Raw genomic sequence first — 25,027 nt, 5'->3', positions numbered from 1 at the left:
AAAAGGATAAGTCAAATGGAAAAGCAAGAAATTTCTCCGCAGGTGCAAGAGTTAGTAAATGAAGCAATGAGCGAGATAAATCGCGGCTGTGTCGAGTTTATCGGGGCGGAATACATACAATCTCTTGTGACTAGATTCTACACAAATGGCAAAACTTTTATAGTAAAAGCGGGCTTTGACCCAACCGCGCCTGACTTGCACTTAGGGCATTCGGTTTTGCTTAGAAAACTAGCGACTTTTCAAAAATATGGCGGGGTTATAAAGTTTTTAATCGGCGATTTTACCGCGACAATCGGCGACCCATCAGGCAAGAGCCAAACGCGAAAAGCCCTTACATTTGAAGAAGTTGAGAAAAATGCGGAAACTTACAAAGAGCAGGTTTTTAAGATTCTAGACCCTAAAAACACCGATATTTGCTTTAATAAAGAGTGGCTTGGCAAGCTAAATAGCGTGGATATGCTGCGGCTTACTAGCTTTTACTCCGTTGCGCGGATGATGGAGCGAGATGATTTTACGAAACGTTTCAAGGAAAATTCGCCCATTTCCATTGTGGAATTTATGTATCCGCTGCTGCAGGGCTATGATTCTGTCGCGCTTAATTGCGATATTGAGCTAGGGGGCAATGACCAGAAGTTTAATCTGCTAGTTGGTCGCGCACTGCAGCGGAGCTATGAGTGTGGCAAGGAGCAAAGTGTGATGACTATGCCGCTTTTAGAAGGGCTAGATGGCGTAAATAAAATGAGTAAGAGCCTGAATAACTATATCGGTTTGACTGATAACGCGAATGATATGTATGGCAAAGTCTTAAGCATTGATGATAGCCTTATGTGGCGGTATTTTGAGCTAATCTCAAGCAAGAGTTTAAAAGAGATAGAATCTATGCGGCGTGATGTGGAAAGCGGGGCGTTGCATCCAAAAAAGGCAAAGGAGATTTTGGCTTTGGATATTGTGAGTAGTCTGCACGATTTAAACGCCGCACACGCCGCACAGGAGCATTTTAATAATGTCTTTAGCAAAAAAGAGATTCCAAATGATATTCCAACTTTTCATTTTGAGCTTGGTGAGTGGATTTGCAAGGCGTTGTTAGAATCTAAACTCACGCCATCGACTTCACAGGCAAGGCGTGATATAAAAGCGGGCGCGCTAAGCATTAATAATGAGAAAATCTTAGATGAAAATTATAAATTTAGCCAAAAAGGCGAGTATATTATAAAGCTAGGCAAAAGGAAATTTGCTAGGATAATTATTTGATTCTATGGAATCTTAGAATCTAGGCTTAATAAGATTCTATTAGATTCTAAAAGAATTTATAGAATCTAAAAATATAGAATCTAAAAACATAAGATTCTATGAAATTATCAAATTTAGAATCTAGATTTTAAATATTTGGTATCTTTCTTAGTTTGTCTGTGTGGAATTTATGTTGTATAACGCGCTAGATTCTATAAAAATGCGTTCGTTTAGATTGATTTGGGCGGTGTGTTTTTGCAATGTATCTTTTGAATCTATCATTTGTGTTAAAAAGTCGCTGCTCTCTTTCAAGCGAATTTCTTGTATTTTTAGATTAGATTCTATATTTTCTTTTATATTGTTGCTTAAAGATTGCATATTTTGCTGCAAAATATTTTGGCATTCTTTTATAGAATCTATTAGGACAAAAGTTACAAAATCTTGCATTTTTTTACCTTTAAATTCTCCTTTTCCTAATTTTAGAATCTTTAAACATTCATTATTGCTAATACTAATTTGACTTATAATATTTTTTTTCACAATGCCATTCATTTGCAATTTTACTAAGTCAATATTTTGTTGCAAACTATTGCTAGATTCTATAAAGCTTTCAAACACTTGCACATTTGCGGTGTATATCGCGACTAATTCGTTTTCTAAATCTTGCGTTTGACTTAGGGTTTTATTGACTATGATATTTAATAGGGCATTTGTGATTGTGACTTGCTCTATATCCTCTGTATTTAGTGAATCTAGCTCGCTAATATGATTTGCGACTACCTTTATATCTTGCGATGTGTCTTTAAATAAATCTTTGAAATTTTTAAGGATTTCTATAATTAAAGGTCCATATTTTTTTATTGCGTCTAGTATTTTTGGGGCATATTTTGCGGCTATTTTGCCTATTTCGATAAATATTTTTGGTAATGTCATGTTATTCCTTTTTTTTAGAATCTAGATTCTATTTTCCTAGTTGCCCACCCACCACCCTTTTTTTTAGAGTGGATAGAATCTAGATTCTATACTTTATTTATTTCCATTAAATAATGGGCTTTTTTAAACACATCAGTTGCGATGTCTAGCTGCTTTTTAAACTTTTCTAAATTATCTAAACCTAGCATATTTTCTAGCTCATTATTTGCCTTTTGCAATTCTTTTACTTTTTCGCCTATATCGATATTGAATCTTTCTTTGATACTTGCGGTATTGCTTTGAAATGAATAGGTAACATTGCTTTGCAATTTTAAAATATTTTCTTTTGAGACTTTGTAGAAATATTTTAAAATCGCTTCTTTTTTGGCTTCGCCTGCTTGCATTTTTAGGATATTTTCGCATTCAGGATTGCTTAGACTTAGCTTTTGGACTATATCGCTTTTAACCCTGCCATTAATTGTATCTGGGATAGAATCTGCTATGCTTTGCAAGTAGCTAATTTGCGAAGTGTAATGCGGCGAATGCTTTTTTATAGAATCTAGCAAGTCACAAAAAGCCTTTTGACAATCAGCAGCCATTTCAGATTCTATCTTTTCGGCTTTATGGATATTTACATTTACTAAGTCATCTAGTAATTTTTGATGTTCTAATCTACTATCCATATTATCAGGGTCATATTCTTTGTTTTTTATTACTTCAGCAGTCTTTTTTTCGTCTTTGCCAAAGATAAAATTTATAACAGCATCTCCTGCTTTTTCTAATGTATTCCCCACTTTGTCCATAGTCGTAATAACTTTATCACCAACATAATAAACCACGTCACCTACTTTCTCTACCGCTTTATCCCACAAATCACTAAAAAATCCCATCTTTTCTCCTTTATCTTAGAATCTAAACTCTCAAACTACACCATTTTCTCATCTTTTGCAATGCGCTCTATTAGCTCATCTATCGCCTTGCTTAAAGCCTCTAGTGTTTTATGGCTTGCCTTTTCAAATTCATCTAGGCTAGATTCTATACTTTGCTTATCTTTTTGTAGCTCATTTATATTAGCCTTTCTTTCATCTATGCTTTTTTTCACATCCTCTACATCTTTTTTAGAATCTATGTAGGTTTGCATATCAACCTTTAAGTTTTCCAAAAAAAAGGCATTTATATTATTTAATATCTGCTTGTATCTATTTTTAGCCTGTCTTATAATATCTTGCTCGACATTATTTAATATATCATTATCAATGCGTTTAAATATAGAATCTACATTGCTAAACTCTAGCAAATTTTTCATATTAGATTCTATATCCTTACTATCAAATAAGTTGCTGCAAGTTTTGCTTAATGTTTGTATATCCAAGCCATCGCTTTTTTTATTATCTGGCGTTTGGGCTAAGCCACCTTTTTTATACAATTCACAAGATAAAGCAATCCTAGCTGCCACGCACATTATATTTCTTTGGGCTAACTCTTGCGTATAAGATTTATATTGTGCTACATTAGAATCTAGCACACCTTTTTGATTGCTAAGTGTTAGATATTCTGTCCATTTTGGCTTTATCACTTTTTCCCAATCAACCTTTGGATTGTCTAATCTATCGTATTTTGTTCCTATAACAAAGACTTTTTCAGGTCCATTTTGCTTTTGTTGATATTTATTTTCCTGCGTAGAATCTTCGTTATATAGATTTTCAAATACTTTATTGATAGTGGTTATATCATCACTTTTCATACTCTCTGTTGTTACTACACACACTAACACGGCATTAGCATTACTTATATAATGAGCTGTAACTTCAGAGCGATATGGTATAGGGTCGCTTAGTCCCGGAGTATCCACAAATACGATATTTTCTTTATACGGAAAATCTTTTAGTGTGATTTCTACTTCTTTTACAAAATAATTTATAGGCGATTGTGAGCTAATGTATTTATCTAATTCTTTCGTGTCTAACATTTCATTTATAGCACTTTTGCCCACATATTCATTTTTTATAGAATCTGCGCCCTTTTTAGTATATTCATTTTTAGTTGCATCGCTAATATTATTCCAAATATTTGTCCATTCATTAGCACTATAAAAGCTAATTTTCATATTATCACTTTCACCATATTTAAACTTTGTTAGCACCGCAGTTTCAGGGTTTAAATCCATACTTGCATAATGATTTTTTAGCATTGCATTTACTAATGTGCTTTTCCCAGCCTTTATCGTGCCAACAAAGGCTATTTGAAAGCTATTATCACGATTTAAATAATCATTAATTTCTCTTATATGTTCCTTAGTCTTATCATTTTGATATTTATTTTGAAAAGATTCTAAGATTTTTTTGATTTTGGCAATATTTGTAAATTCGCTCTCTAGCTCACTTAAAGGCGCTTTAACCTTAACATTTTTTATAGAATCTGCAATATCTCTTATCCATCGCTTATTTTTATCTGTCCTTTCATCTACTAGCTTTTGTGTAATCTCATCATAGCTAAAACCCTTTTGAATGCAATAGCCACATTTCACGCACCACGCAACATATTCATTATTTTTATAGCCACAAGATTCACAAGTATAAGTCTTTTGCTTTTCTAAATCGTTAAAAAACTTTTGTGTATTAGAATCTAAATCACGCACATTTTTAAATATCTCACTAAATAATCCCATTTTTTCTCCTTTTGCCACTTCTGTTTTAATCTAGACTCTAAGGATACAAAAAAAAAAAAAAGCTTATCAATAGATTCTATAAAATTTCTTATATTTTTTGAAACAAGGTTACTTTTTGTAATCTTTTTAGGAAAGATTCTAAGATTTATTGAAATTCATAAAATTTTATTACTATTAAAAATATTAAGTTATTTGTTAGTAAAAAGGAATGTTTAGTGAATCTAGATTCTATGTTAAATCTTGGTATTGAAGCGATAAATGCCGGTGGCAACGCGATTTTAAAGACGCAAAATAATATGCAAATCTGGGAAAAAGAAAATAAAACGCCCCTTACAAACGCCGATATAGCCGCAAATGAGGCTATTTGTGCGATTTTAAGCAAAAGCAAGATTCCCATTTGTAGCGAGGAGCAGCCTTTGAGTTATGATATTCGCAAAAATTTAGAATCTTTTTGGCTAATTGACCCGCTAGATGGCACAAAAAGCTTTATTGAGGGGAGTGAAAATTACTGCATTTTGATTGCCCTAATTTACGCTGCGCGCCCTATTTTGTCGCTTATTTTAAAGCCAAAAACAAATGAGATTTACTATGCACACATTGAGAGTAAAATCTATAAAAATCACGCGGAATTTAGTCCGTTGCGTTGCCATGAAAATATCACGCTAGTTAGCAAACATCACGGAAGCACGCTAGATACGCAGTTTATCAATGATAATCATCTCCAAAGCCTTAAGGTTGGCTCAGCGCTCAAATTTATCGCACTCTTAGAAGGCAGGGCAAATATTTATCATCGGTTTGAAAGTCTTAATTCATGGGACATCGCCGCTGGTGATTTTTTGATAAATCATAGCACATTTCATGATTTAGATTCTAAAATCACGCAGGGTTTTATGAGCGATTTAAATGGCAACTTGCTTCTTTATAACAATGAAAAATTCCGCTGTCCGTATTTTCTTGCTGTAAACGATAAAGAAATGCTAAAGACTTTAAAGATTCCAAAGATTTAAAAACATGTTAGATTCTAAACGTAGATTCTAAAAATAGAATCTAAACCTACCCATTCAAAATCTTTTGAATTTCAACCCTTGAGCCAAAGTAGCAGGGCGTTGTGGCGTGGATATGCGGCGTATTAATATTTAAGATTCTCTCATTTTCATTGATTGCCCCGCCTCCGGCATGTTCAAAAATTAAGGCAAATGGAAAGACCTCAAAAAGCTGTCGCAATTTCCCTTGCGGACTATCACTTGTAGCCGGATAGCTAAAAATGCCCCCGCCCTTACATAGAATCTGGTGCAAATCTGCGACCATCCCACCGCTATAACGCAGCCGATAGCCATCCGCGAAAAAAGATTCTATCAACGCCTTGTGCTTTTTACTCCAAAACTTCTGCGTGCCGCCTGGCGCGTTTATTTTCCCGCTATCTTTCAGGCGAATTTCCTGCACGAAATCCCACGCATGTGTTACATAATTATACACAAAATGCAAACTTTTATGATTTACACCAGCGACCATTTCAAGACGCGGACCATATAGAAAATACGCAGACGCAATTAAATTGCTCCCACTAAAATCATTCAAATAGATTCCAAAAATGCTACCAATTGTAAGATTGCTATCCACAAGGCTTGAGCCATCTAGCGGGTCATACGCCACAAGCAAATCGCTAATATTATAATCCACATCACTTTGAAAATCAATCTTAGAATCTGCTTTAGAATCTGCCTTAGATTCAGCACGAGAATCTTTAGAATCTTCTCTCAAAGCCTTGCCATAATCGCGACTTTCTCGCCCTAAATAAGTCGCCTTTTCTTGCTCCTCACTTGCATATCCTTTCACATTTAGCTCCCCCAAAATATCCGCGAAAAGCCTGTCTGCTAGCACATCAACCTTTAGCTGATTATCCCCACTTGCATTAGAATCTTTTGTGTATTCCACATCGCGTTTCTGCAGTAAGTTCGCCACTTGCACAGCGCCCTTTTGCAATTCTTTTAAGATTTTATTTACCGACATTTTTAACCCTTTATTTAAAAATATTTAAGATTTTTTCGATATATTTAAAGCTAAATTTTAAAGGAAAAAAATGAAAAATTTGTTAATTATTGTAATATTTTTAAGCCTTTTAGATTCTATAAAAGCTCTAGATTCTATAACTATCGCAGATTCTAAAACTATCAAAAACGCAACTAAAACTAATAAAAATATCAAAAATATAGAATCTAAATCTAAATCTAATGATACTTTGAGTGACGATTTATTAATGCTAAATGCCGCTGATTTAAGCCTTAAGGGCGAGTATGAAAGCGCTATTGAAATCTATGAAAATTTGTATAAAAAAACAAAAGAGCCGCACTTTCTAAAGCAAATCGCCATTGCCTACGCCCAAAGTAATAACTTAGAATCTGCCCTGAATTACGCTAAAAAATACCAAGATTTAAGCAAGGAAAAGGACGATGTTGAGACAAATTTGATTGTGGCAGAGAGCCTTATTAGAAAGGGTGAGTTTGAAGCGGCTAGCAAGATTTTAGAGCGTGTGAATAAGGCTGGTGCGACCCTGCAGACGCGATATATCCTTGCTAATCTTTACTTGCAACTAAACAAATTTGACCTTGCCCTAATAGAGCTAATCGCCATTTACGATGATGATAATATCTATGCTACGCCGCTAAAAATGGAGGTGCTAAATCAAATTATTACCATTTATTTTGTGCAAAATAGGGAAGCTGACGCGTTTAAATACATTAATGATTTTGTGGCAAATGAGCCAAGTTTAGAGATTGAGAAATTTATCCCACTTTATGTGAAATATAATCGTTTGAGCGATTTAAAAACTGCGTTAAGGACGAGATTTGAGGCTAGTCCTAATATTGAGAATCTGCGTATTTTAGTGGCGACTTTGCTTGAACTCAAAGAGAGCAATTTAGCGGTGCAGATTCTAAAGACAAGCGATTTGGGCGAAGATTCTACAATTTTATTAATGCATGTTTTTGCAAATATGAATGATTTTAAAGAAGCCAAAATCTTAGCCGATAAACTTTATAAAGATACGCAAGATGTCGAATATTTGGGACTTTCAGCGGTGTATAATTTTGAGCTAATGCAGGATAAAAGTAAGGAAAATTTAAGCCACACAATCGATACTTTAAAATATGTAATCACGCAAAAAACGCAGAAATTAAAGGCGGAAAATAAAAACTTAAGCGAGGCTGAAGCCTTTTATTACAACTTTTTAGGCTACTTGCTAATTGATTATGACATTGACGCAAAGGCTGGGCTAGATTATGTTAGTAAGGCTTTGGCGGTATCTCCGCACTCAATTGAGTATCTTGATAGCCTTGCGTGGGGCTTTTATAAGATAAAAGACTGCCAAAAGGCAAAGGAGACAATAGAACTTATCCCACAGCAGCAAATTGAGCGCACTGAGGAGATTTTGAAACATTATGAGAAAATCAATACCTGTAAAGGATAAATTATTGTTCAAACTAAATTTTATAATTTATGCTTTCTTAACCACAAGAGTCCAATCCACATGATTAAATTGTAAAGAGTTCATTAAAATATGCCCTTTTTCCTTTATAAATAAGGCACTTTTTTCTACATTTTCGTGTGCCCCTTTTTCAAACAAAAAAATTCCAACTTCGCCACTTTCCAAGTCGTTATTAATAAGTTCGCCCATTCTATCGTAAAAGTCGCTTTTTAAAGGTCGTAAATCAAATCGTTTCATATTATTCCTTTTTTTTATAATTTGTGTAGATTCTATGTTTATTTTGCTAAAAATACGATAAATTGCAAGAAAACTCGTTGATTTATTACAAAAAATGTTACAAAAAGTGACTAGATTCTATTATAATTACACAAAGGATAAAATATGAAAAAAGTATCAATCTACACAGATGGCTCAAGCTTAGTAAATCCCGGAGCAAGCGGCTGGTGTGCCTTACTAGAATACAAACGCAAAAATGGCGAGTGCGAATACACGCAAATAAGCGGTGGCGAACCATACAACACAAATGGACGAATGGAGCTAAAAGCCGTAGTAGAGGGCATTAAACTACTAAAAGAGCCCTGCGAAGTCACAATCATAACTGACTCAAAATATGTCGCAGATTCCATAGAAATATACCTGCCAAACTGGATAAAAAAGGGCTTTAAAGATGTCAAACACACAGATTTATGGGGCGAATATGTCTATCTAACCAAAAATCACAAAGTCAAAAGTCTGTGGGTAAAAGCTCACAATGGACATCCGCAAAATGAGCATTGTGATGAAGTAGCTAGGGCAAATGCTAGTAAGTTTGACGATTTACTAATATAAAATCTAATTTATAGAGTAGAAATTTTACAACCATTACCATTTTTTATTAAAAATAATAAAAAAGTCTTGACTATTAACTAATAAAATATTAAGATTCTATAAAGCGTAATTTATGAGTTATAAAATGTTAAAGTTTATATTTTATGAATCTTATAAGTTATGAATTTTAGAATTTTTTAGAATCTAGATTCTATCCACTTTTAAAGTGTGACAACTCAAGGGCGACTAAGCAAATAAGTTTATAAAGCCAAAGTTACAGAATCTAGATTCTATAAATTCTTTAAAAGTGCTTGGCTGTTAGGATAAATTTAGGATAAATACTATAAATCATAGAATCTAGATTCTATAATTTACGTTTAAGAAAAGCAAAGCTAGGATTACGGAATCTAGATTCTAAAAATGCCCAAACGCCGACACAATAACAATTTAAAGGAAGAAAAATGAGTGATTTTTATACTATCCCGCAAAGTGTTTTGAAAGATGGATATGCGTGGTTTAAGGAAAATTTTGATGCGTATTTGGATAAAAAGCTAGATGATTTGACTTTTAAGACTATTCGCGTTAGCTTTGGAATCTACGAGCAAAGAGCCCCAAACACTTATATGGTGCGCATTAAGACTAATGGCGGTGTGATTTCGCCACAGCAACTATTAGTGCTTAGCGACCTTGCAAGAGATTACGCCGACCCTAAAATCCACGTGACCACTCGTGGCGGCGTTCAATTACACTACGCAAAGTTAGAAGACCTAGCCGATATAGTGCAGAAACTCCACAAAATAGGGCTTACAGGACGCGGCAGCGGGGGTAATACCGTGCGAAATATCGTAGGTGACCCGCTTTCTGGCATTGCAAAAGATGATGTTTTTGACATTTTAGCCCACTGCAACGAGCTAACCACGCGTATGCTAGATATGAAAGATAGCTATAACTTGCCTAGAAAATACAAAATCGCCTTTAGCAGTAGTGCGGCTGATAGGGCGCACGCCACTATCACAGATGTAGGCTATATCGCTAAAATCAATGAAAAGGGGCAACGCGGCTTTAGCGTATGGATAGCCGGCGGTATGGGCGCGCAAAGTAGGCTTGGCTTTAAGCTTTATGATTTTTTACCTGAAAATGAGATATTTTTGGTATCTCAAGCCATAAAACAAGTCTTTGATAGGACAGGAAATCGCAAGAATAAACACGCCGCGCGACTGCGTTTTGTCGCTAAAAAACTTGGTGAAGAAGAGTTAGCAAAACTAATTAAAGAAGAGATAGAATCTTTTCGCAAGACAAAAGGCTGGGAAGTAAAAATTAACCCAAATGAGCTAGTTTTACCAAAAATTAAGGCTGAAAAATTAAAGCCAAAAAGTAAGGCGCAAAAGCTTTGGATAGATAGATTTGTGCGAGAGCAAAAGCAAAGCGGATATTACTACATTAAGATTCCACTGCAACTTGGCGATATTCCGCATGAAGCGGCTAGGGCTTTGGCACAGAAGCTAATCGAGCTAAATATCCATGAAACAACCATTTGCTTTACTGCAAATCAAAACTTTTATCTGCGACATTTAAAGGCTAGTGATGTTATCGCCCTGCATCCTATTATAGAATCTTTTTCGCACCAGAGTAAAAAGCCCACAATTATCGGTGATATGGTCGCTTGCACGGGCGCTGCCACTTGTCAGCTAGGCATTACGCGACCGCGTGGGGCGACTTTGGCAATCGAAGAATACTTGCGTAAAAAGAAGCTGAACTTGGATAAATTGCAAGGCTTTAGAATCAATATGTCTGGCTGTCCTAACTCATGTGGAAATCACGCTACGGCTAATCTTGGCTTTTTTGGAAAAGTGCTTCGTCAAGGAGAAATCGTATATCCTGCATATAATGTTTTGGTAGGTGCGGTAATAAAAGAGGGTGAAACGCGTTTTGCAAGGAAAATCGCCGAAGTGGCGGCTTTTCACGTTCCAAAATTCGTCCATGAAGTGCTAAAAACTTATATCGAGGTGCAGCCGCGTTTTAAAACCTTTGAGGCGTGGGTAGATAGTGAGGGAGAGGCGATTATCGTTGATATTGCGAAAAAATATGTGGAAGTCCCATCATTTGAGAAAGATAAAAATCCATTTTTTGATTATAGTAGCAATGAGATGTTTTCGCTTAAAGGGCGAGGGACTGGCGAGTGTAGCGCGGGTATGTATGACTTAATTGAGGCGGATAAAAAGGCGTTAAATGAAGCGATTAATGTCGCTATAGAATCTAATTTTGCTAATGCGGATTTGAGTTTAATTAGGCTACTTGCGTGTCGTATGCTTTTAGTTGCAAAGGGCGAAGATGCGCGCGATGAGGCAGGGGTAATAAAGGCATTTAAGCGACTTTATATTGATAGTGGGTTGATAGAATCTAAATATACGCCTTTACTCAACTTAGATTCTAAGGCGTTGGAATCTGCTAAAACGTCTAAAGATTCTAAGGTGCGAGATTCTATAGTCCAGCTTGGTCGTGATGTAATTGCGTTGTATGCTACGATGGATAATTCGCTAAAGTTTGCTAAGGAAAAAGAAGCAGCAATAAATGCGAGCATAGAATCTAGTAAGGATGATTCTAATGGTGCAACTTCGCAAGTAGTGGCGAAGAAATCTAGTCATGTTGAGCGAAGCGAAACATCTAAAAAAGATTCTAAACCCGATAAAACCAAAGATTTACGCGGTGTAAAATGCCCTATGAACTTTGTGAAAACAAAAGTCGAGCTATCAAGTATGCAAAATGGCGAGATTCTAGAAATCCTGCTAGATAATGGCGAGCCCATTGAAAACGTGCCAGGTAGCGTAAAGGGCGAAGGACACGAGATTCTATCACAAATCCAAAAAGACAACTTCTGGCAAGTCCTTATCCGCAAAAACGCCTAATTTATTTGTATATTCACCCACACAAACCCCACAAACTATAGAATCTAAAAACAAAGATTCTATAAATTTATATTACTATTTACTATATTCCACGTTATAGTTATCGTTTTGTGAATTTTCAAAATCTCTTAAAACCTTAGCAAAGGGCGAGAAATCATAAATCTTGTGAGCGCTATTAAATGTGATAATTTCGCTGCTATTTTGCCAATATTTTATGGAATCTTGCGCGTTAATTAGCTCATCTTGCAGGGCGATAAAGACATATCGCGCAATAGAATCTTTTGTATTTCCAGCGTGATTTAGGGCGTTTTTGTAGGATTGCAGCGTGGCATTGCTAAAGTCAAAATGCGTGTTTGTCGTGGTATTCAGGTTGTCGCCGATGTATTTTGTAAGCTGCAAAATGGCGTCACGCACGGGATTAAAAAGGAAAAGCGCACGCGGCTTTGGGAAGCTCTTATCAACCACGCTAAACGCGGCAAGTTGCGATAGATAAAACGCGCCTTGCGAATTACCGATAAAGCAAAATGGCGGATAATTTTTTGGCTCAAAAGTTTCATTATTTATAACTTTTTGTGTGCTAAAATTTGCACTCAACTTAGAATCTGTTTTAAAATTCGCATTCAAATAACTTAGAATCTGCTCCTTTAGCCACTTAATATTATCAAGGAAAAGCCCACCATTTGCGTATTCTAACTGCACAGGATTAATCTTTAACCCATCGCAAAGCCGCTTATACGCATCGCAATTAAGACTTGAGTGAAATCCATAAGTGTAGAAATATAGCATTTTTGTCCTTTTACATAAATTAAGATTCTAAACATTAAAAGTAATTTATCGCATGATTGTGCGGAGGTAGCCGTTTTCGCTAAGCATTACATATAGTTTGCCTAGCACGATTTTTTTGCTTTCAGAATCTAGGTTGCTATCTTCGATATGTTGTTTTAAAATGCGTTCGATATCCTTTGTGTCGTAGTCTAAATCGTCCAAAACATCTACGATTGTTTGGGCTTCCAAAAGATTGCTAATCTCATAGCCTTTGTTAGAATCATCATCAAAAATCACGCTAAACTCTGTAGGGTGCGTAAAAAGATTATGCCGCATACCTAGCACCTCCTGATACGCGCCAACTAAGAAAAATCCTAAAAAATACTCCTCTTTGCTAACATCCACATCATGCAAAAACAAAGGCATTTGCGGGTCAAAGCTAATCTCACCATCGCTATCACATGTAATATCCCAAAGGCTTGCCGCGCGTGTGGGACGCCGCTCAAGGCGATTTAGTGGCATAACAGGAAAGTGCTGTTTTAATCCCCAGTAATCAGGCAAACTTTGAAAAAAGCTGCAGTTAAGCAAATATCGTTCCTGCACACTTTTTTGAATTTTCAAAATCTCATTATGATTTTTATATTTCAAAAGTTTTATGACTTTTTTTATTATCAAATGCACCAAAACTTCGGTATTACTGCGGTCTTGCAAGTCAATATAGCCTAAGTCAAAAAGTGTAAGCAAAGATTCCATATTATCCAAGCTATCGTGTAAAAACTCAATGGCATTTTTTTCATTTATCGTGTTGTAAATCTCGTGCAGCTCGGCAATTAAGGGTGGATTAGAATCTTTTAAATGCAATGCCGCTTCATCATATTCCTGCGAAAATAATTCTAGCACAGGCGTAACCAAAACCGCGTGTGATGCGGAGATAAAGCGACCAGATTCTATAAAAATATCAGGCTCTGGCTCTTTTTTATTACTCGCGATTTCTTTAAGGCTAAAGACGACATTGCTTGAAAATTCATTTAATGTGTAATTTTTGCAGTTTTGATTTTCATGCTGTGTATATTCTACCGCTAAGCCGCCGCCGATATTTACGGCTTTAAGATTACTTGCGCCCATTTTACGCAGTTCCGCATAGATATTTCCCACTTCTCTTATCGCCTTTTTTAGCGGCGAAATATCGCTAATTTGGCTACCGATATGAAAGTGAATCATTGTAAATTTATGCAAAAGTTTTGATTTTTCTAGCATTTTCATCGCTTCTAAAAGTTCGGTAGATGTTAAACCAAATTTAGAATTTATACCGCCACTTTTTGCCCAAATGCCCGTGCCTACGCTATGCAAGCGGATTCTAAGCCCGATATTTGGATAAGGCTCACACATTTCACTTGCGACCTCGATTATCGTTTTTAGCTCGTTTAGCCCCTCAATTGTAAGCGTAATATTATGCCCCATATTTGCCGCGATAAAGCCTAGTGAAATCATTTCTCTATCCTTAAAACCATTCACGGTTATAGGACTTTTCATATTCGTATAAGCCATCGCCACGATTAGCTCACTTTTACTTCCTGCTTCTAGCCCATAGATTCTATCGCGGCTAAGCTCGACAAGTGGCAGGACAAAATTTGGCATTTGATTGACTTTAAGGGGGAAAACTGCCTTAAACTCGCCTGTGTAGCCATACTCGCTAATGCTAGTCTCAAACGCATCAAAAATCTTTGTGATTTGATTATCAATAAGATGTGGGAATCTTATAAGTAGTGGTCCGCGATAGCCACTCTCACGCACTTCTTTAACTATATCAATTAGGGCTGGTTTAGATTTAAAATTAACTTTTACCACGCCATCTTCGATAATAAAATCATCATTACTCCAAAATTTTATACCATAATCTACCATGTTTAATCCTTAGAACTTATCAATAAGATAATGATAAAATTGAATTTACCGCATCAGAATCTTTTTTGGTTGTTTCTCATTTTCATTTGCACTAATGGTATCCTAAAATTATGATAATGAAGAAAATATATTTTCAATTTAAGTCACAATTTACATAACCAAATAACACACACAAGGATTCTATAATATCCGCTCAAAATCTCCCAAAAATTCGAAAAAATATAACAAATAGTTTAGTGTAAATTAAGAAAAAAATTATATAATAATAGAATCTATTTTTTGCTTTAAGGTGAAAGATTTTAAGGAAACAAGGTGAGAATATGAATGATATGAATAACAAAAAACCTAACTCTAAGAACTCAATACTTCTATTTATCATAATTGCGATTGCTGGGGTGATGCTTTTTAAGATGCTATCGCCCGGAGATTCTAGCCTATTTAGCGGGCTTAGTGGCTCTAGCACTAGCCAGACTATCGAGTATAGCGAGTTTAAAAACCTTGTAAAGAGTGGGCAAATTAGCGATGTTTCAATCGGGCAGACGATGATTAAGGCGGTAAGCCGCAATACGCAGCCTGTGATTTATTACACGACTAGAAAGGTGCAAGACGCCACGCTTATTCCGCTACTTGAGGAGAAAAATGTCCGCTACAGCGGCTTTAGTGAGCAGAATTTCTTTACGGATATGATAGGGTGGCTTATGCCTGTGCTTATCATTATGGCGATTTGGATTTTCCTTACTAATCGCGTGCAGAAAAATATGAGTGGTGGGATGTTTGGCTTGGGTAATGCGAATAAGCTTATAAATGCCGAGCGTCCAAATGTGCGATTTGATGATATGGCGGGGAATAAAGAGGCTAAAGAAGAGGTCGTGGAGGTCGTTGATTTCTTAAAATATCCTGAGAGATATGCTGCGGTGGGCGCTAAGATTCCAAAGGGCGTTTTATTAGTGGGGCCGCCTGGGACGGGGAAAACCTTGCTTGCTAAGGCTGTGGCTGGTGAGGCGAATGTGCCGTTTTTTTCAATGAGTGGTAGTAGCTTTATTGAGATGTTTGTGGGGCTTGGGGCTAGCCGTGTGCGCGATTTGTTTGAAAAGGCAAAAAAGGATGCCCCTAGCATTATTTTTATCGATGAGATTGACGCGATAGGCAAGAGTAGGGCGGCTGGTTCGGTTGTCGGTGGCAATGATGAAAGGGAGCAAACGCTAAATCAGCTCTTAGCGGAAATGGATGGCTTTGGTAGTAATGCGCCTGTGATTGTGTTAGCGGCTACGAATAGACCTGAGGTGCTTGACCCTGCGTTATTGCGTCCGGGGCGATTTGATAGGCAAGTCCTTGTTGATGCGCCTGATTTCAAAGGTCGCATTGAGATTTTAAAGGTGCATATTAAGGGCGTGAAACTTGCTAAGGATGTGGATTTAAACGAGATTGCGAAATTTACGGCTGGACTTGCTGGTGCGGATTTGGCAAATATCATTAATGAAGCGGCACTCCTTGCTGGGCGTGAGAATCAAAAAGAGGTCAGCCAAAAGCACTTTAAAGAGGCGATGGAGCGCACAATGATAGGCTTGGAAAAGAAGTCGCGACGTTTATCGCTGAAAGAAAAGCGAATCGTAGCATATCACGAGAGCGGACACGCGCTAATGGGCGAGGTGACAAAGGGGGCGCATCGTGTGAATAAGGTCTCGATTATCCCGCGTGGTATGGGTGCACTTGGCTACACACTGCATACGCCAGAGGAAAATCGCCACTTGGAGCAAAAGCACGAAATGCTTGCTACCATTGATGTGCTGCTTGGTGGGCGTGGGGCTGAAGAGGTTTTCTTAGAGGAGATTTCAAATGGCGCTAGTGATGATTTGAGACGGGCGACAGGCATTCTAAAAAATATGATTGTATATTATGGTATGACTGATGTTTCGGGCTTAATGGTGCTAGAAGATTTTACAAATCGTAACAGATTTTTGGGCGGTGGGGGCAATACGCGTGAGTATAGCAATGAGACCGCCCAGCGAATCGATGAGTATATACAAAAGCGCCTTGAGGAGCATTACACACATGTAAAGCAGACCTTGCGTGATTATAAAGGTGCGATTGAAAAAATGGCACAAGAATTATTAGAAAAAGAAGTAATAGAGGGCGAGAGAGTGCGTGAAATAATAGAAGAGTATGAGAGCGAAAATAATATGGAATCTAGGCTAGTCAAAATCGAAGAGGCTTGAAACAAGAGACTAAAATATTTTATTTATATTCCATAAAAATTTCTAATGCTTAAATATGACTTTTTGTTCTATTTTGAAATATAATTTTATATATTTATTATTTTGTAAATATAAAAAATAATGCTAAAATATAGCCTTTAAACTTAGCAAAAACAAAAGGTAAAAACGAATGAATAAACTTACAAAATCTATCATAACTATCGGTGCGGTGGCGATTTTGGCTTTGGTTATCGCGCTATATTTTATCAGTCAAAAGGTCACAAAAAACATTGAAGAGCGCATTAACACAGGGCTACATGACGCACAAAACCTACTGCGTGAAAACCCTGATAAATACAACATCTCCGACTTTACATTCGAGCCATTTGAGTGTCATGGGCTTATGGATTACACGTGCAAATCTAGCAAAATGAGTATTTTTGTAACAGACCCAACTACGCGTGATAATACGCCTTATGAAAATGTGCAATTAAGCGATATTATCCTTGATTTAAAGGATATTAAGAGTAAAAAGCGGCTTAGTTTGAGTGTGAAAACGAATGTTGGTTATCCAAATATTGACAAATTTTTTGGTGTGGAGAGCGGAGATTCTAATAATGATTTGCTGATTTCTTTCCTAAATAAAAACGCACAAGCCCTGCTGCCTAGCACTTTGGAGTGTTCGCAAGATTATAATTTAAAGGATGTAAGCGAAGATTCTAAATCTAGTATAATCACGCTAAATACGATTTGTGATTTTAATTCCGCCCTTTTAAACACTAATCTTACGACTACAAATGTCTTTAATCCGCCGATAAATAAAAGCCACATTTTAGGCATTTTTTATGAAATAGCAATGGCAAATAATGATGATTCTATAGAATCTAGCCTGCGAGATTCTAAAGATTCTAAAGTTACAGAATCTGTAACTTCCACCACGCAAAAACGCCAAGATTTGCAACTTTTAAATATCCCACACGAACTAGAATTTATTAATTTAACGTTAAAAAATAAGCAAACTTTTAAAGAATTTTTAGCAAATAATAAAAGCCTTGATGATAAGCAAAAAGCCGAGCTACAGGCTAATTTTAATGGTGCGATAACGAGTGCTAAGATGTTTTCTACCTTTGGCAGTAAGATTTTTGGTTCATATCTTGGTGGGGCTGGGGAGAAAATTATTTCTAGTTTGATTGATTTAGCACAAAATAATATTAAGGAATTTAATGTGCAATTTAGCTTAAAGGGCGAAGATTTTAAGCCGCTTGAAGCCTTTTATACGCGAAATATTATTGAATGGCTTTCTTATTTGAATGAAAAATATGATGTGAAACTTGCTATAGATTCTAAAAATGTAGAGATTAGTAACACTAAAAAGGCTATTGAGAGTAACGAAACTTATGAAGTAACGCCTGATATTATTGATAATCCTAGCTTAGAATCTAGCATTATTGATAGCGACTCTAAAGATACTAACTTGCAAGATTCTAAAACAGATTCTAATAAAGAAAAAGAAAATGATTTAATGCAGCCGCCGGGCATTACAGAATCTTATTTAGAATCTAATTTTGAGAATTTATTAAAACGTGATGTAAAGTCGCTTTTTATTAGAGATTCTATAGAATCTAGTGAGACTTTGTTATAAATTTTAGAAGTTGTGATATGAAAGGCTTATTAATTTTATTATTTTTTATTGTTAATATTATAGAATCTAAAGCAGCAGATTCTAACCTTTATAACTCACAAGGCTACCCAAATACAACCGATAGTCTTTATGATACCGCCCCGGCAGATTCCAAAGACCAAGAGATACCACTCCCAAAGCAAGATGATGAAACAAAAATGCACCAAGACCAGCTAGGATACATTAAAAAAGAATATAAAGGAAACCCCGCAAATACCGATAGAATCTACTATCGACAAAACGAAAACATAAAAGAAATAAATAAAGATTCCACACTAAAAATAAGCCCAAGCACTAAGCCTGAAATCGAGGTAATGAGCGAGACACCGCAATATGAATTTATCATAAACTACGCCTTTAAAATCGTAGATGAAGTCCCCTTTGGCGAGACATATAGAATCTCCACGCCCTTAAACGCCTTGAATCTAAGAGCAACAAAATATGAACTTTCTAAAACTTGCGAGTTAAATCTAAAAGAAAAAAGCTTTGAAGTCCTGCTTTATCCGCACTATACGCAAGCCCAAACTAATGCTAGCCTTAAAAAACAAATGCAATTTTTGTTGTATAATTTCTTGCAAGATTACAAGGGCGAGGTTTTGGAATGCTTGATTTTAAATGAGGCGAGGCTAGATTCTATGGATACGACCATAAATTTAGAATCACGCACAAAAACGCTTACGCATGTAAAATCATATATGCTAGTTGATTTTAGCGGTGGGATATTAAAATTAGAAGTTTTTAAGCCTAAAAATTCTAAATATTGAAAGGATAGAGATGAAAATAGCTATTGTAGAAGATGATATAAGTATGCGAAAAAGCCTTGAGCTATTTTTCAAGGATTATAAGGATTTGGAAATTGTCGCGTTTAAAAATCCAAAGGACGCCCTAAAAGCCCTTGATGAGAGCTTTGAGCTAGTTATAACTGATATTAATATGCCGCACATGGATGGCTTAGAGTTTCTAACACAGCTAAATGGCAGGTATGAGGCGATTGTGATTACAGGCAATGCGACACTAAATAAGGCGATAGAATCTATTCGGCTAGGCGTTAAAGATTTTTTTCAAAAGCCCTTTGAGCCGCAGGATTTATTAAATGCGATTTATCGCTCAAAAAAGATTTTGCAGTTTAATAAAGAGCATACAAGCGGGGCGAAAAATAGCGGCAGCGTGGCAAATGCTAAGAAAAATAAAAAGCTTTTTAAATCGACTTCATCGCGTCTTGAAGAGGCTAAAAGCCTTGCCCTAAAAGTCGCCCCAACTGATGCTAGCGTGCTTCTTTTGGGCGCTAGTGGCGTAGGAAAAGAAGTCTTTGCAAAATTCATACATGAAAACTCAAAACGCGCCGCCGCACCCTTTTTAGCGTTAAATATGGCGGCAATCCCAGAGCATTTATTAGAATCTGAGCTTTTTGGCTACGAAAAGGGCGCATTTACCGATGCAACAGCACCTAAGCCCGGATTATTAGAATCTGCGCAAGGTGGCACGGTTTTCTTAGATGAAATCGGCGAAATGCCCTTAGGGCTACAAGCAAAGCTACTTCGCGCCTTGCAAGAAAAGGAAATAATAAGGCTAGGCAGCTCAAAAACTATCAAAATTGATGTGCGATTTATCTCGGCTACAAACGCAAATATACAAGAAAAAATCGCAAATAACGAGTTTAGAGAAGACCTTTTTTTTAGACTACAAACCGTGCCTATAAAAATCCCACCACTGCGTGAAAGAAGCGAAGAAATCTTGCCCCTAGCACAAATCCACTTGCAAGAAGTATGCGAGGCTTATGGCTTTAGTCAAAAATGCTTTGATGATAGTGCAAAAGAGCGACTTTTAGCATACTCTTGGCCTGGCAACATTAGAGAGCTTTTAAGCGTGGTGGAACGCGCCTGCATTTTGAGTGAAGGCAACACAATCACGGCAAAAGATTTATACTTAGATGAACGTGAAAAGGGCTTAGTGGGCTAGAATTTATTAAATAGAGTAGGGTAGTGTGATTTAAATAACCTAAATAATATTTTATTTGGCTCAAGACAACTTAAGCGGATATTTTCTAATCAATTTTAGTAAAATTTTATACAAATCTTTACCTTCATTTTTGACATTATATCTAAATTACTAAAGAAACTTCGTTTTCTGTTTCTTTTAAATGTAGGTAAAAATTTTCTTTTTTTATGCCTAACATTTGCTAATCTATGCTTTGCATAACCCCAAAAATTTTCGATTCCATTGATGTGATTTTTACCATTTACAAACTCATTTTCGCTGTGTTTCACTCTATAATGCGCCAACGCTCCATAATCAACTAAAGCGTCATAAGATTTCCACGTATCACTATAAATTATAGAATCTTTAAGGGCTGAAAACTGCGTAATTATCGGTATTAACTCGGTCTTGGAGCAATTTTTTACAATCTGCGTATATACCTTTCCATTGCGTTTTAGCATACCATGAAATTCCGCAAGGACAAAAACAGGCGTTTTTTTGCTAGCTCCTCTGCCTTTTTTGCCCTTTACTCTTTTTGGTCCAAAGTAGGATTCATCTACTTCTATTTCGCCTTTTAATTGTGAAATTTTTTCACATTCTTTTGCCATCAATTTTCGAATTTCTTTGAATATTTTATTGAGAGAATTTCTAGAAATTTTGCAAATTTTTGCGATTTTTACTGCTTCAATATCAAGACAAAAATGCCACAATGCCACAAAACTTCTCTAAATTTAGCCTCCGAAATTCGTGAACGTATTATAAAGCCATTTTTCATCGGTGTAATCATAACTTAAAGCCCATTACAAAAGAGCTTAAGTTGTCTTGAGCCTTTATTTTTTTGTTAAGTTACAATAGAAAATCCACGCCTAAAGTTTTTAGAATCTGCAAAAAATTTGGAAAGGAAGTATTAATACACTCAATATCACGCACATAACCACCAAAAAGACACGACAAAATTATAAAGCTCATAGCGATACGATGGTCACCTTTAGAATCTGCAATTTTAGTCGCTACAAAATTAGCATTTTTAGAATTTACAGAATCTTGTAAGTTAGAATCTTTGCCCTTAGATTCCATAACTTTGCATTTTTTATTATTAGTATTTTTAGAATTTTTATCCTTAAAAATATCAAATCCTATAATATCAAATCCATCATCAAATTCCACACACTCCACACCAAACGCTCTCAAACCAGCAAGCAAAACGCTTATTCTATCGCTCTCTTTGACACGCAACTCACGCGCATTTCGCACGCTTGACTTCCCAGCCGCCACAGCCATCGCCACGCTCAACGCAGGGATTTCATCAATGAGCCACGCGATATTGCTACTCACGCTCACGCCCCGCAGCCGCGCGTGTTTTATGGTAATATCGCCGCTTTTTTCGTAGTCATTTTTGATATTTTTGTAAGTGATATTCGCTCCCATTTTTTGCAGGATTTTAAAGCCCTCAATACGCGTAGGATTAAGCATTACGCGCTTCAAAGTAAGGTTAGAATTTGGAATTATACACGCCAAAATCGCGAAAAAAAACGCAGATGAAGGGTCATTTGCAATCTCAATATTAAAACTTTTCAAAGGTTTTTCGCCGCGATTATAAGGCTTAAAAGTGCTAAATGGCGAGATTTTTATTTTTTTATTTTGCGTTTCTACTAAATCTATTTTTATAGAATCTTTTTTATTTTTCGCCAAATCTTTATCGCTAGATTCTATAAAACTTAAAAACGGGGCTTTTTGAAAGGCAAGGAGCATATTTTCAGTGTGGTCGCGGCTTAGCGTTATCTCGCTATACACGCTAATTTCACTACTTTGGAGCGCGGCTAAAATCATTGCAGATTTCACTTGGGCAGATGAAATTTTTGAGTGGTAATTAAAGCCTTTTAATTTATTTTTTTGTGGGATTATAGTTAGCGGAGCTAGGATTTTTTCTTGAAGTTGATTATTTTTAGAATCGATATTTTTAGAATTTTTAGGCTTTAAAGTTTTAGATTCTATAATTTCTAAATTTTGTAAGTTAGAATCTTTTTTGCTAGATTTTGTATTTTTTGCTAAAATAGTTTTAGATTCTGTAACTTTAGAATCTTGTGTTATATTAGATTTTATAACTCGCCCAAAAATATTCGCACCCACTTCATTCAAAGGCTTTAAAATGCGTCCCATAGGGCGATTGTGCAAATATTTATCACCACACAAAATCGCATAAATATTCGCCCCAGCAAGTAAGCCTGTGTAAAGCCGCATACTCGTGCCAGAATTACCACAATAAAGCACATTACTAGGCGATTGCAGGGCATTTTCAAGCGGTGGATAAAGCAGTAAAATCTGCGAAGTTTTAGAATCTAAACTCTTAGAATCTTTAGAAATTTTAGAATCTAGTTTCTTGCAATCTTTAGAATTTTTAGCCTTTAAAGTTTTAGATTCTATAATTTCTAAATTTTGCAAGTTAGAATCTTTTTTGCTTGATTTTGTATTTTTTGCTAAAATAGTTTTAGATTCTATAACTTTAGATTCTATATTTTTAGAATTTCCCAAATTAGATTCCATATTCTTAGAATCTAAAGAATCTCTCAAAGTAGATTCTATAACTTTATTATTTTTATAACCCAAATTTTTAGAATTTTTCTTATAAATACTTCTAGATTCTATAAGTTTAGAATCTAGCTCACTTTCATTTATAAACTCATATTTTAGCCCTAATTCACTAGCAATTTTAAGGCTATTTAACGTGTCCTCAGCCTGCAAAAAACCTCGCACCACACACACATCATCGGCAAACAAGCCAAACATACACACACGATGACTAATACTCTTATCACTCGCAAGTATGTCAATCTCCGCATCCACCGCACTTTTTAACGCTTTTATTTCAATATCCATTTTATATCCTTGTTTTAATAAATTTAAAACTTATCCATTCATCAATTTGTTCTGATTCTAATAATTTTAAACTAGAAAAATTAGAAATAATAGTGTTTTCTTTTTCTTTTAAAATGCCTGATAAAATTAAGATTCCATTTTGCTTAAGATTATTAATTAGCTCATTTTTTAGGATTAAAATTATAGAAGTTATAATATTTGCCACGATAATATCATATTTATTAGAATCTTTTGTAATACTCCCACACCATAACTTTTTGTATTTTAAGTTATTAATTTTGAAATTTTTCTGCGTTTGTGAAATCGCAAAGCTATCAACATCACACGCATAAATATTCGCCCCAAGTTTAGCACCCACAAGCGATAAGATTCCGCTACCACAGCCCACATCTAGCATATTTTTATTTTTTAAATTGCAATATTGTGAGTTAGGATTTTGTATAGAATCTTGTTTAGAATCTTTAAAGTGCAAATTGCTTAACAAATTTATACACATCGCCGTGCTAGCATGATGACCGCTGCCAAAGCTAAGGGAAGGGTCAATTATTAATTCTATAAGTTTAGATTCTATAAAGTTAGAATTTTTAGAAGATTCTATAAGATTTTGCATTTTAGTAATATCATTAGATTCTAAAAGGCTTTTAAGCGTTGCAGACCAGCTAGGGCGAATATAGAAATTCCCACACACAACAGGCTTAATACTTTTTTGATATTCATTTACCCAATTCTTATTTTCACAAAGGAAAATATTAGTATTTATGAAGTTTTTATAGCTTTTAGATTCTATATTTTCTAACTTTTTATGTTTAGTGACAAACTTAGAATCTATATAGAATCTAGTTTTATTTTTCCTAACTTTTTGCTTTAAAAATTCTTTATTAAAAAATCTAAAATCTCGTTTCCTAAGTCTTTTGTAAAATTTATCACGCAATAAATTATCATAAAAATTAGCTTTTTTATAACTTTTATAGAATCTAGATTCTATATTTCCACGTCTATTTTTAGTTTTCAAATGATTAGAATCTATAATATTAAAATCCACACTAGATTCTAAACCAAGCTCTTTTAATAGCCCAAAAACCCTAGCATTTATTTTGGACAAAACATCCAAGATTGTAGGTAAATCCAAGTGCGAACGCCAAATAATATTGTTATTCCCAAGCTTTATATTATTAGAATCAAGCTTTTTACCAAAAATTTTATAAGAAAGATTAGCCATATAAAATTAAGCTTCTAAATTTGATGTTAATATTGGGTAAAAATAGCTTTATCTTTAGCGTTGAAAAAATACTCAATATCACTTAATGCTTTTAAGATATTTTTCTTTTTACCCTTAGCCTTATTCTCATTGTATTGAGATAAAAAATCATAAAGCTTCCTTACCTCATTTAGACTAATTCTAAGTGCACCATTTTCTTTACGCCAAAAATCCCTAGAAGACAAATCTTCTTTCCTAAAAAGGTTTTGAATAAATGCTAATTGTTCCTTTGCAATTATTTTTTTTAAATAAAATTCCCGCTCAATCTCTTCCATAATATCATCCTTACAACTTAAATCTAAATTTAACGCCGTAATTATAGTATCTTTTTTTTAATAAATATTAGTTTTCTGTTTTTTTTT

At 35.3% G+C, this 25,027-nt stretch carries 19 protein-coding genes and 1 pseudogene; 9 read left to right on the top strand and 11 right to left on the bottom strand.

Annotated elements, in window-relative coordinates; all coding sequences use genetic code 11:
• Positions 1–15: 15 nt before the first annotated feature.
• Complete coding sequence (gene tyrS / locus LS64_RS01690) at positions 16–1,251, top strand: tyrosine--tRNA ligase (RefSeq protein ID WP_118949459.1); 1,236 nt, start codon at positions 16–18, stop codon at positions 1,249–1,251.
• Between the two features lie 147 nt (positions 1,252–1,398).
• Here the strand turns inward: tyrS and LS64_RS01685 are convergent, their stop codons facing one another.
• The 3 genes from LS64_RS01685 to LS64_RS01675 all read right to left on the bottom strand — a co-directional run bounded on the left by LS64_RS01685 (position 1,399) and on the right by LS64_RS01675 (position 4,810).
• Complete coding sequence (locus LS64_RS01685; protein WP_034572255.1) at positions 1,399–2,163, bottom strand: hypothetical protein; 765 nt, start codon at positions 2,161–2,163, stop codon at positions 1,399–1,401.
• Positions 2,164–2,249: 86 nt separating this feature from the next.
• Positions 2,250–3,032, bottom strand: a complete 783-nt coding sequence (locus LS64_RS01680) for a hypothetical protein (RefSeq protein ID WP_034572252.1) — start codon at positions 3,030–3,032, stop codon at positions 2,250–2,252.
• A gap of 35 nt (positions 3,033–3,067) precedes the next feature.
• Positions 3,068–4,810 (bottom strand): dynamin family protein, encoded by a 1,743-nt coding sequence (locus LS64_RS01675; protein ID WP_034572249.1) that lies wholly within the window; start codon positions 4,808–4,810, stop codon positions 3,068–3,070.
• A 215-nt stretch (positions 4,811–5,025) separates the two neighbouring features.
• On the opposite strand from LS64_RS01675, the gene LS64_RS01670 reads away from it, so the two are divergent.
• Complete coding sequence (locus tag LS64_RS01670; RefSeq protein WP_081948332.1) at positions 5,026–5,817, top strand: 3'(2'),5'-bisphosphate nucleotidase CysQ family protein; 792 nt, start codon at positions 5,026–5,028, stop codon at positions 5,815–5,817.
• A 46-nt stretch (positions 5,818–5,863) separates the two neighbouring features.
• Here LS64_RS01670 and LS64_RS01665 read toward each other — a convergent pair whose 3' ends face one another.
• Entirely contained in the window at positions 5,864–6,820 is a 957-nt protein-coding gene (locus LS64_RS01665; RefSeq protein WP_034572247.1) for a class 1 fructose-bisphosphatase, read from the bottom strand.
• A 70-nt stretch (positions 6,821–6,890) separates the two neighbouring features.
• Here LS64_RS01665 and LS64_RS01660 point away from each other — a divergent pair, with 70 nt between their 5' ends.
• Positions 6,891–8,276, top strand: coding sequence for a tetratricopeptide repeat protein (locus LS64_RS01660; RefSeq protein WP_034572245.1), 1,386 nt, complete (start codon positions 6,891–6,893; stop codon positions 8,274–8,276).
• Between the two features lie 27 nt (positions 8,277–8,303).
• Here the strand turns inward: LS64_RS01660 and LS64_RS01655 are convergent, their stop codons facing one another.
• The gene (locus LS64_RS01655; protein ID WP_034572243.1) at positions 8,304–8,531 is read right to left on the bottom strand and encodes an NADH-ubiquinone oxidoreductase subunit E family protein; all 228 of its coding nucleotides are present in this window, start codon (positions 8,529–8,531) and stop codon (positions 8,304–8,306) included.
• Between the two features lie 144 nt (positions 8,532–8,675).
• Between LS64_RS01655 and LS64_RS01650 the strand changes: the two genes are divergently transcribed.
• Positions 8,676–9,122: a ribonuclease H family protein gene (locus LS64_RS01650; RefSeq protein WP_034572241.1), complete on the top strand. Its 447-nt coding sequence runs from the start codon at positions 8,676–8,678 to the stop codon at positions 9,120–9,122.
• A 440-nt stretch (positions 9,123–9,562) separates the two neighbouring features.
• Positions 9,563–12,007: a sulfurtransferase TusA family protein gene (locus LS64_RS01645; RefSeq protein ID WP_118949255.1), complete on the top strand. Its 2,445-nt coding sequence runs from the start codon at positions 9,563–9,565 to the stop codon at positions 12,005–12,007.
• A gap of 75 nt (positions 12,008–12,082) precedes the next feature.
• Here the strand turns inward: LS64_RS01645 and LS64_RS01640 are convergent, their stop codons facing one another.
• A complete protein-coding gene (locus tag LS64_RS01640; RefSeq protein ID WP_118949254.1) occupies positions 12,083–12,793 on the bottom strand; it encodes a YqiA/YcfP family alpha/beta fold hydrolase in 711 nt (236 codons plus the stop codon).
• 45 nt (positions 12,794–12,838) lie between these two features.
• Positions 12,839–14,677 (bottom strand): arginine decarboxylase, encoded by a 1,839-nt coding sequence (gene speA, locus LS64_RS01635; protein ID WP_034571830.1) that lies wholly within the window; start codon positions 14,675–14,677, stop codon positions 12,839–12,841.
• A gap of 320 nt (positions 14,678–14,997) precedes the next feature.
• Here speA and ftsH point away from each other — a divergent pair, with 320 nt between their 5' ends.
• The 4 genes from ftsH (at position 14,998) to LS64_RS01615 (ending at position 20,512) form a co-directional block, all read left to right on the top strand.
• The gene (gene ftsH / locus LS64_RS01630) at positions 14,998–16,893 is read left to right on the top strand and encodes an ATP-dependent zinc metalloprotease FtsH (protein WP_034571832.1); all 1,896 of its coding nucleotides are present in this window, start codon (positions 14,998–15,000) and stop codon (positions 16,891–16,893) included.
• Positions 16,894–17,062: 169 nt separating this feature from the next.
• Complete coding sequence (locus LS64_RS01625) at positions 17,063–18,514, top strand: hypothetical protein (protein ID WP_034571836.1); 1,452 nt, start codon at positions 17,063–17,065, stop codon at positions 18,512–18,514.
• A gap of 17 nt (positions 18,515–18,531) precedes the next feature.
• Positions 18,532–19,317: a hypothetical protein gene (locus LS64_RS01620; RefSeq protein WP_034571839.1), complete on the top strand. Its 786-nt coding sequence runs from the start codon at positions 18,532–18,534 to the stop codon at positions 19,315–19,317.
• A 10-nt stretch (positions 19,318–19,327) separates the two neighbouring features.
• Positions 19,328–20,512 carry a sigma-54-dependent transcriptional regulator gene (locus LS64_RS01615; protein ID WP_034571841.1) on the top strand — a complete coding sequence of 395 codons (1,185 nt, stop codon included), beginning with the start codon at positions 19,328–19,330 and terminating at the stop codon, positions 20,510–20,512.
• A gap of 60 nt (positions 20,513–20,572) precedes the next feature.
• On the opposite strand, the pseudogene LS64_RS01610 reads toward LS64_RS01615, so the two are convergent.
• The 4 genes and pseudogenes from LS64_RS01610 to LS64_RS01590 all read right to left on the bottom strand — a co-directional run bounded on the left by LS64_RS01610 (position 20,573) and on the right by LS64_RS01590 (position 24,940).
• A pseudogene (locus LS64_RS01610) lies at positions 20,573–21,317 on the bottom strand (IS1595 family transposase).
• Between the two features lie 59 nt (positions 21,318–21,376).
• The gene (locus tag LS64_RS13890; protein ID WP_052062456.1) at positions 21,377–23,407 is read right to left on the bottom strand and encodes a 3-phosphoshikimate 1-carboxyvinyltransferase; all 2,031 of its coding nucleotides are present in this window, start codon (positions 23,405–23,407) and stop codon (positions 21,377–21,379) included.
• Position 23,408: 1 nt separating this feature from the next.
• Positions 23,409–24,626, bottom strand: a complete 1,218-nt coding sequence (locus tag LS64_RS01595; protein ID WP_118949253.1) for a 50S ribosomal protein L11 methyltransferase — start codon at positions 24,624–24,626, stop codon at positions 23,409–23,411.
• Between the two features lie 26 nt (positions 24,627–24,652).
• Entirely contained in the window at positions 24,653–24,940 is a 288-nt protein-coding gene (locus LS64_RS01590) for a hypothetical protein (RefSeq protein ID WP_034573934.1), read from the bottom strand.
• Between the last annotated feature and the right edge of the window lie 87 nt (positions 24,941–25,027).

This window comes from Helicobacter saguini, assembly GCF_000762875.2.
Classification (GTDB): domain Bacteria; phylum Campylobacterota; class Campylobacteria; order Campylobacterales; family Helicobacteraceae; genus Helicobacter_A; species Helicobacter_A saguini.
Note: the sequence above shows the minus strand (reverse complement) of the source record. Positions and strands in the feature narration are given on the sequence as shown.

What these genes read in the sequence shown, in the direction of transcription:
- tyrS (WP_118949459.1), top strand. Translation starts at nt 16, where the DNA reads ATGGAAAAGCAAGAAATTTCTCCGCAGGTGCAAGAGTTAGTAAATGAA.
- LS64_RS01685 (WP_034572255.1), bottom strand. Translation starts at nt 2,163, where the DNA reads ATGACATTACCAAAAATATTTATCGAAATAGGCAAAATAGCCGCAAAA.
- LS64_RS01680 (WP_034572252.1), bottom strand. Translation starts at nt 3,032, where the DNA reads ATGGGATTTTTTAGTGATTTGTGGGATAAAGCGGTAGAGAAAGTAGGT.
- LS64_RS01675 (WP_034572249.1), bottom strand. Translation starts at nt 4,810, where the DNA reads ATGGGATTATTTAGTGAGATATTTAAAAATGTGCGTGATTTAGATTCT.
- LS64_RS01665 (WP_034572247.1), bottom strand. Translation starts at nt 6,820, where the DNA reads ATGTCGGTAAATAAAATCTTAAAAGAATTGCAAAAGGGCGCTGTGCAA.
- LS64_RS01660 (WP_034572245.1), top strand. Translation starts at nt 6,891, where the DNA reads ATGAAAAATTTGTTAATTATTGTAATATTTTTAAGCCTTTTAGATTCT.
- LS64_RS01655 (WP_034572243.1), bottom strand. Translation starts at nt 8,531, where the DNA reads ATGAAACGATTTGATTTACGACCTTTAAAAAGCGACTTTTACGATAGA.
- LS64_RS01650 (WP_034572241.1), top strand. Translation starts at nt 8,676, where the DNA reads ATGAAAAAAGTATCAATCTACACAGATGGCTCAAGCTTAGTAAATCCC.
- LS64_RS01645 (WP_118949255.1), top strand. Translation starts at nt 9,563, where the DNA reads ATGAGTGATTTTTATACTATCCCGCAAAGTGTTTTGAAAGATGGATAT.
- LS64_RS01640 (WP_118949254.1), bottom strand. Translation starts at nt 12,793, where the DNA reads ATGCTATATTTCTACACTTATGGATTTCACTCAAGTCTTAATTGCGAT.
- speA (WP_034571830.1), bottom strand. Translation starts at nt 14,677, where the DNA reads ATGGTAGATTATGGTATAAAATTTTGGAGTAATGATGATTTTATTATC.
- ftsH (WP_034571832.1), top strand. Translation starts at nt 14,998, where the DNA reads ATGAATGATATGAATAACAAAAAACCTAACTCTAAGAACTCAATACTT.
- LS64_RS01625 (WP_034571836.1), top strand. Translation starts at nt 17,063, where the DNA reads ATGAATAAACTTACAAAATCTATCATAACTATCGGTGCGGTGGCGATT.
- LS64_RS01620 (WP_034571839.1), top strand. Translation starts at nt 18,532, where the DNA reads ATGAAAGGCTTATTAATTTTATTATTTTTTATTGTTAATATTATAGAA.
- LS64_RS01615 (WP_034571841.1), top strand. Translation starts at nt 19,328, where the DNA reads ATGAAAATAGCTATTGTAGAAGATGATATAAGTATGCGAAAAAGCCTT.
- LS64_RS13890 (WP_052062456.1), bottom strand. Translation starts at nt 23,407, where the DNA reads ATGGATATTGAAATAAAAGCGTTAAAAAGTGCGGTGGATGCGGAGATT.
- LS64_RS01595 (WP_118949253.1), bottom strand. Translation starts at nt 24,626, where the DNA reads ATGGCTAATCTTTCTTATAAAATTTTTGGTAAAAAGCTTGATTCTAAT.
- LS64_RS01590 (WP_034573934.1), bottom strand. Translation starts at nt 24,940, where the DNA reads ATGGAAGAGATTGAGCGGGAATTTTATTTAAAAAAAATAATTGCAAAG.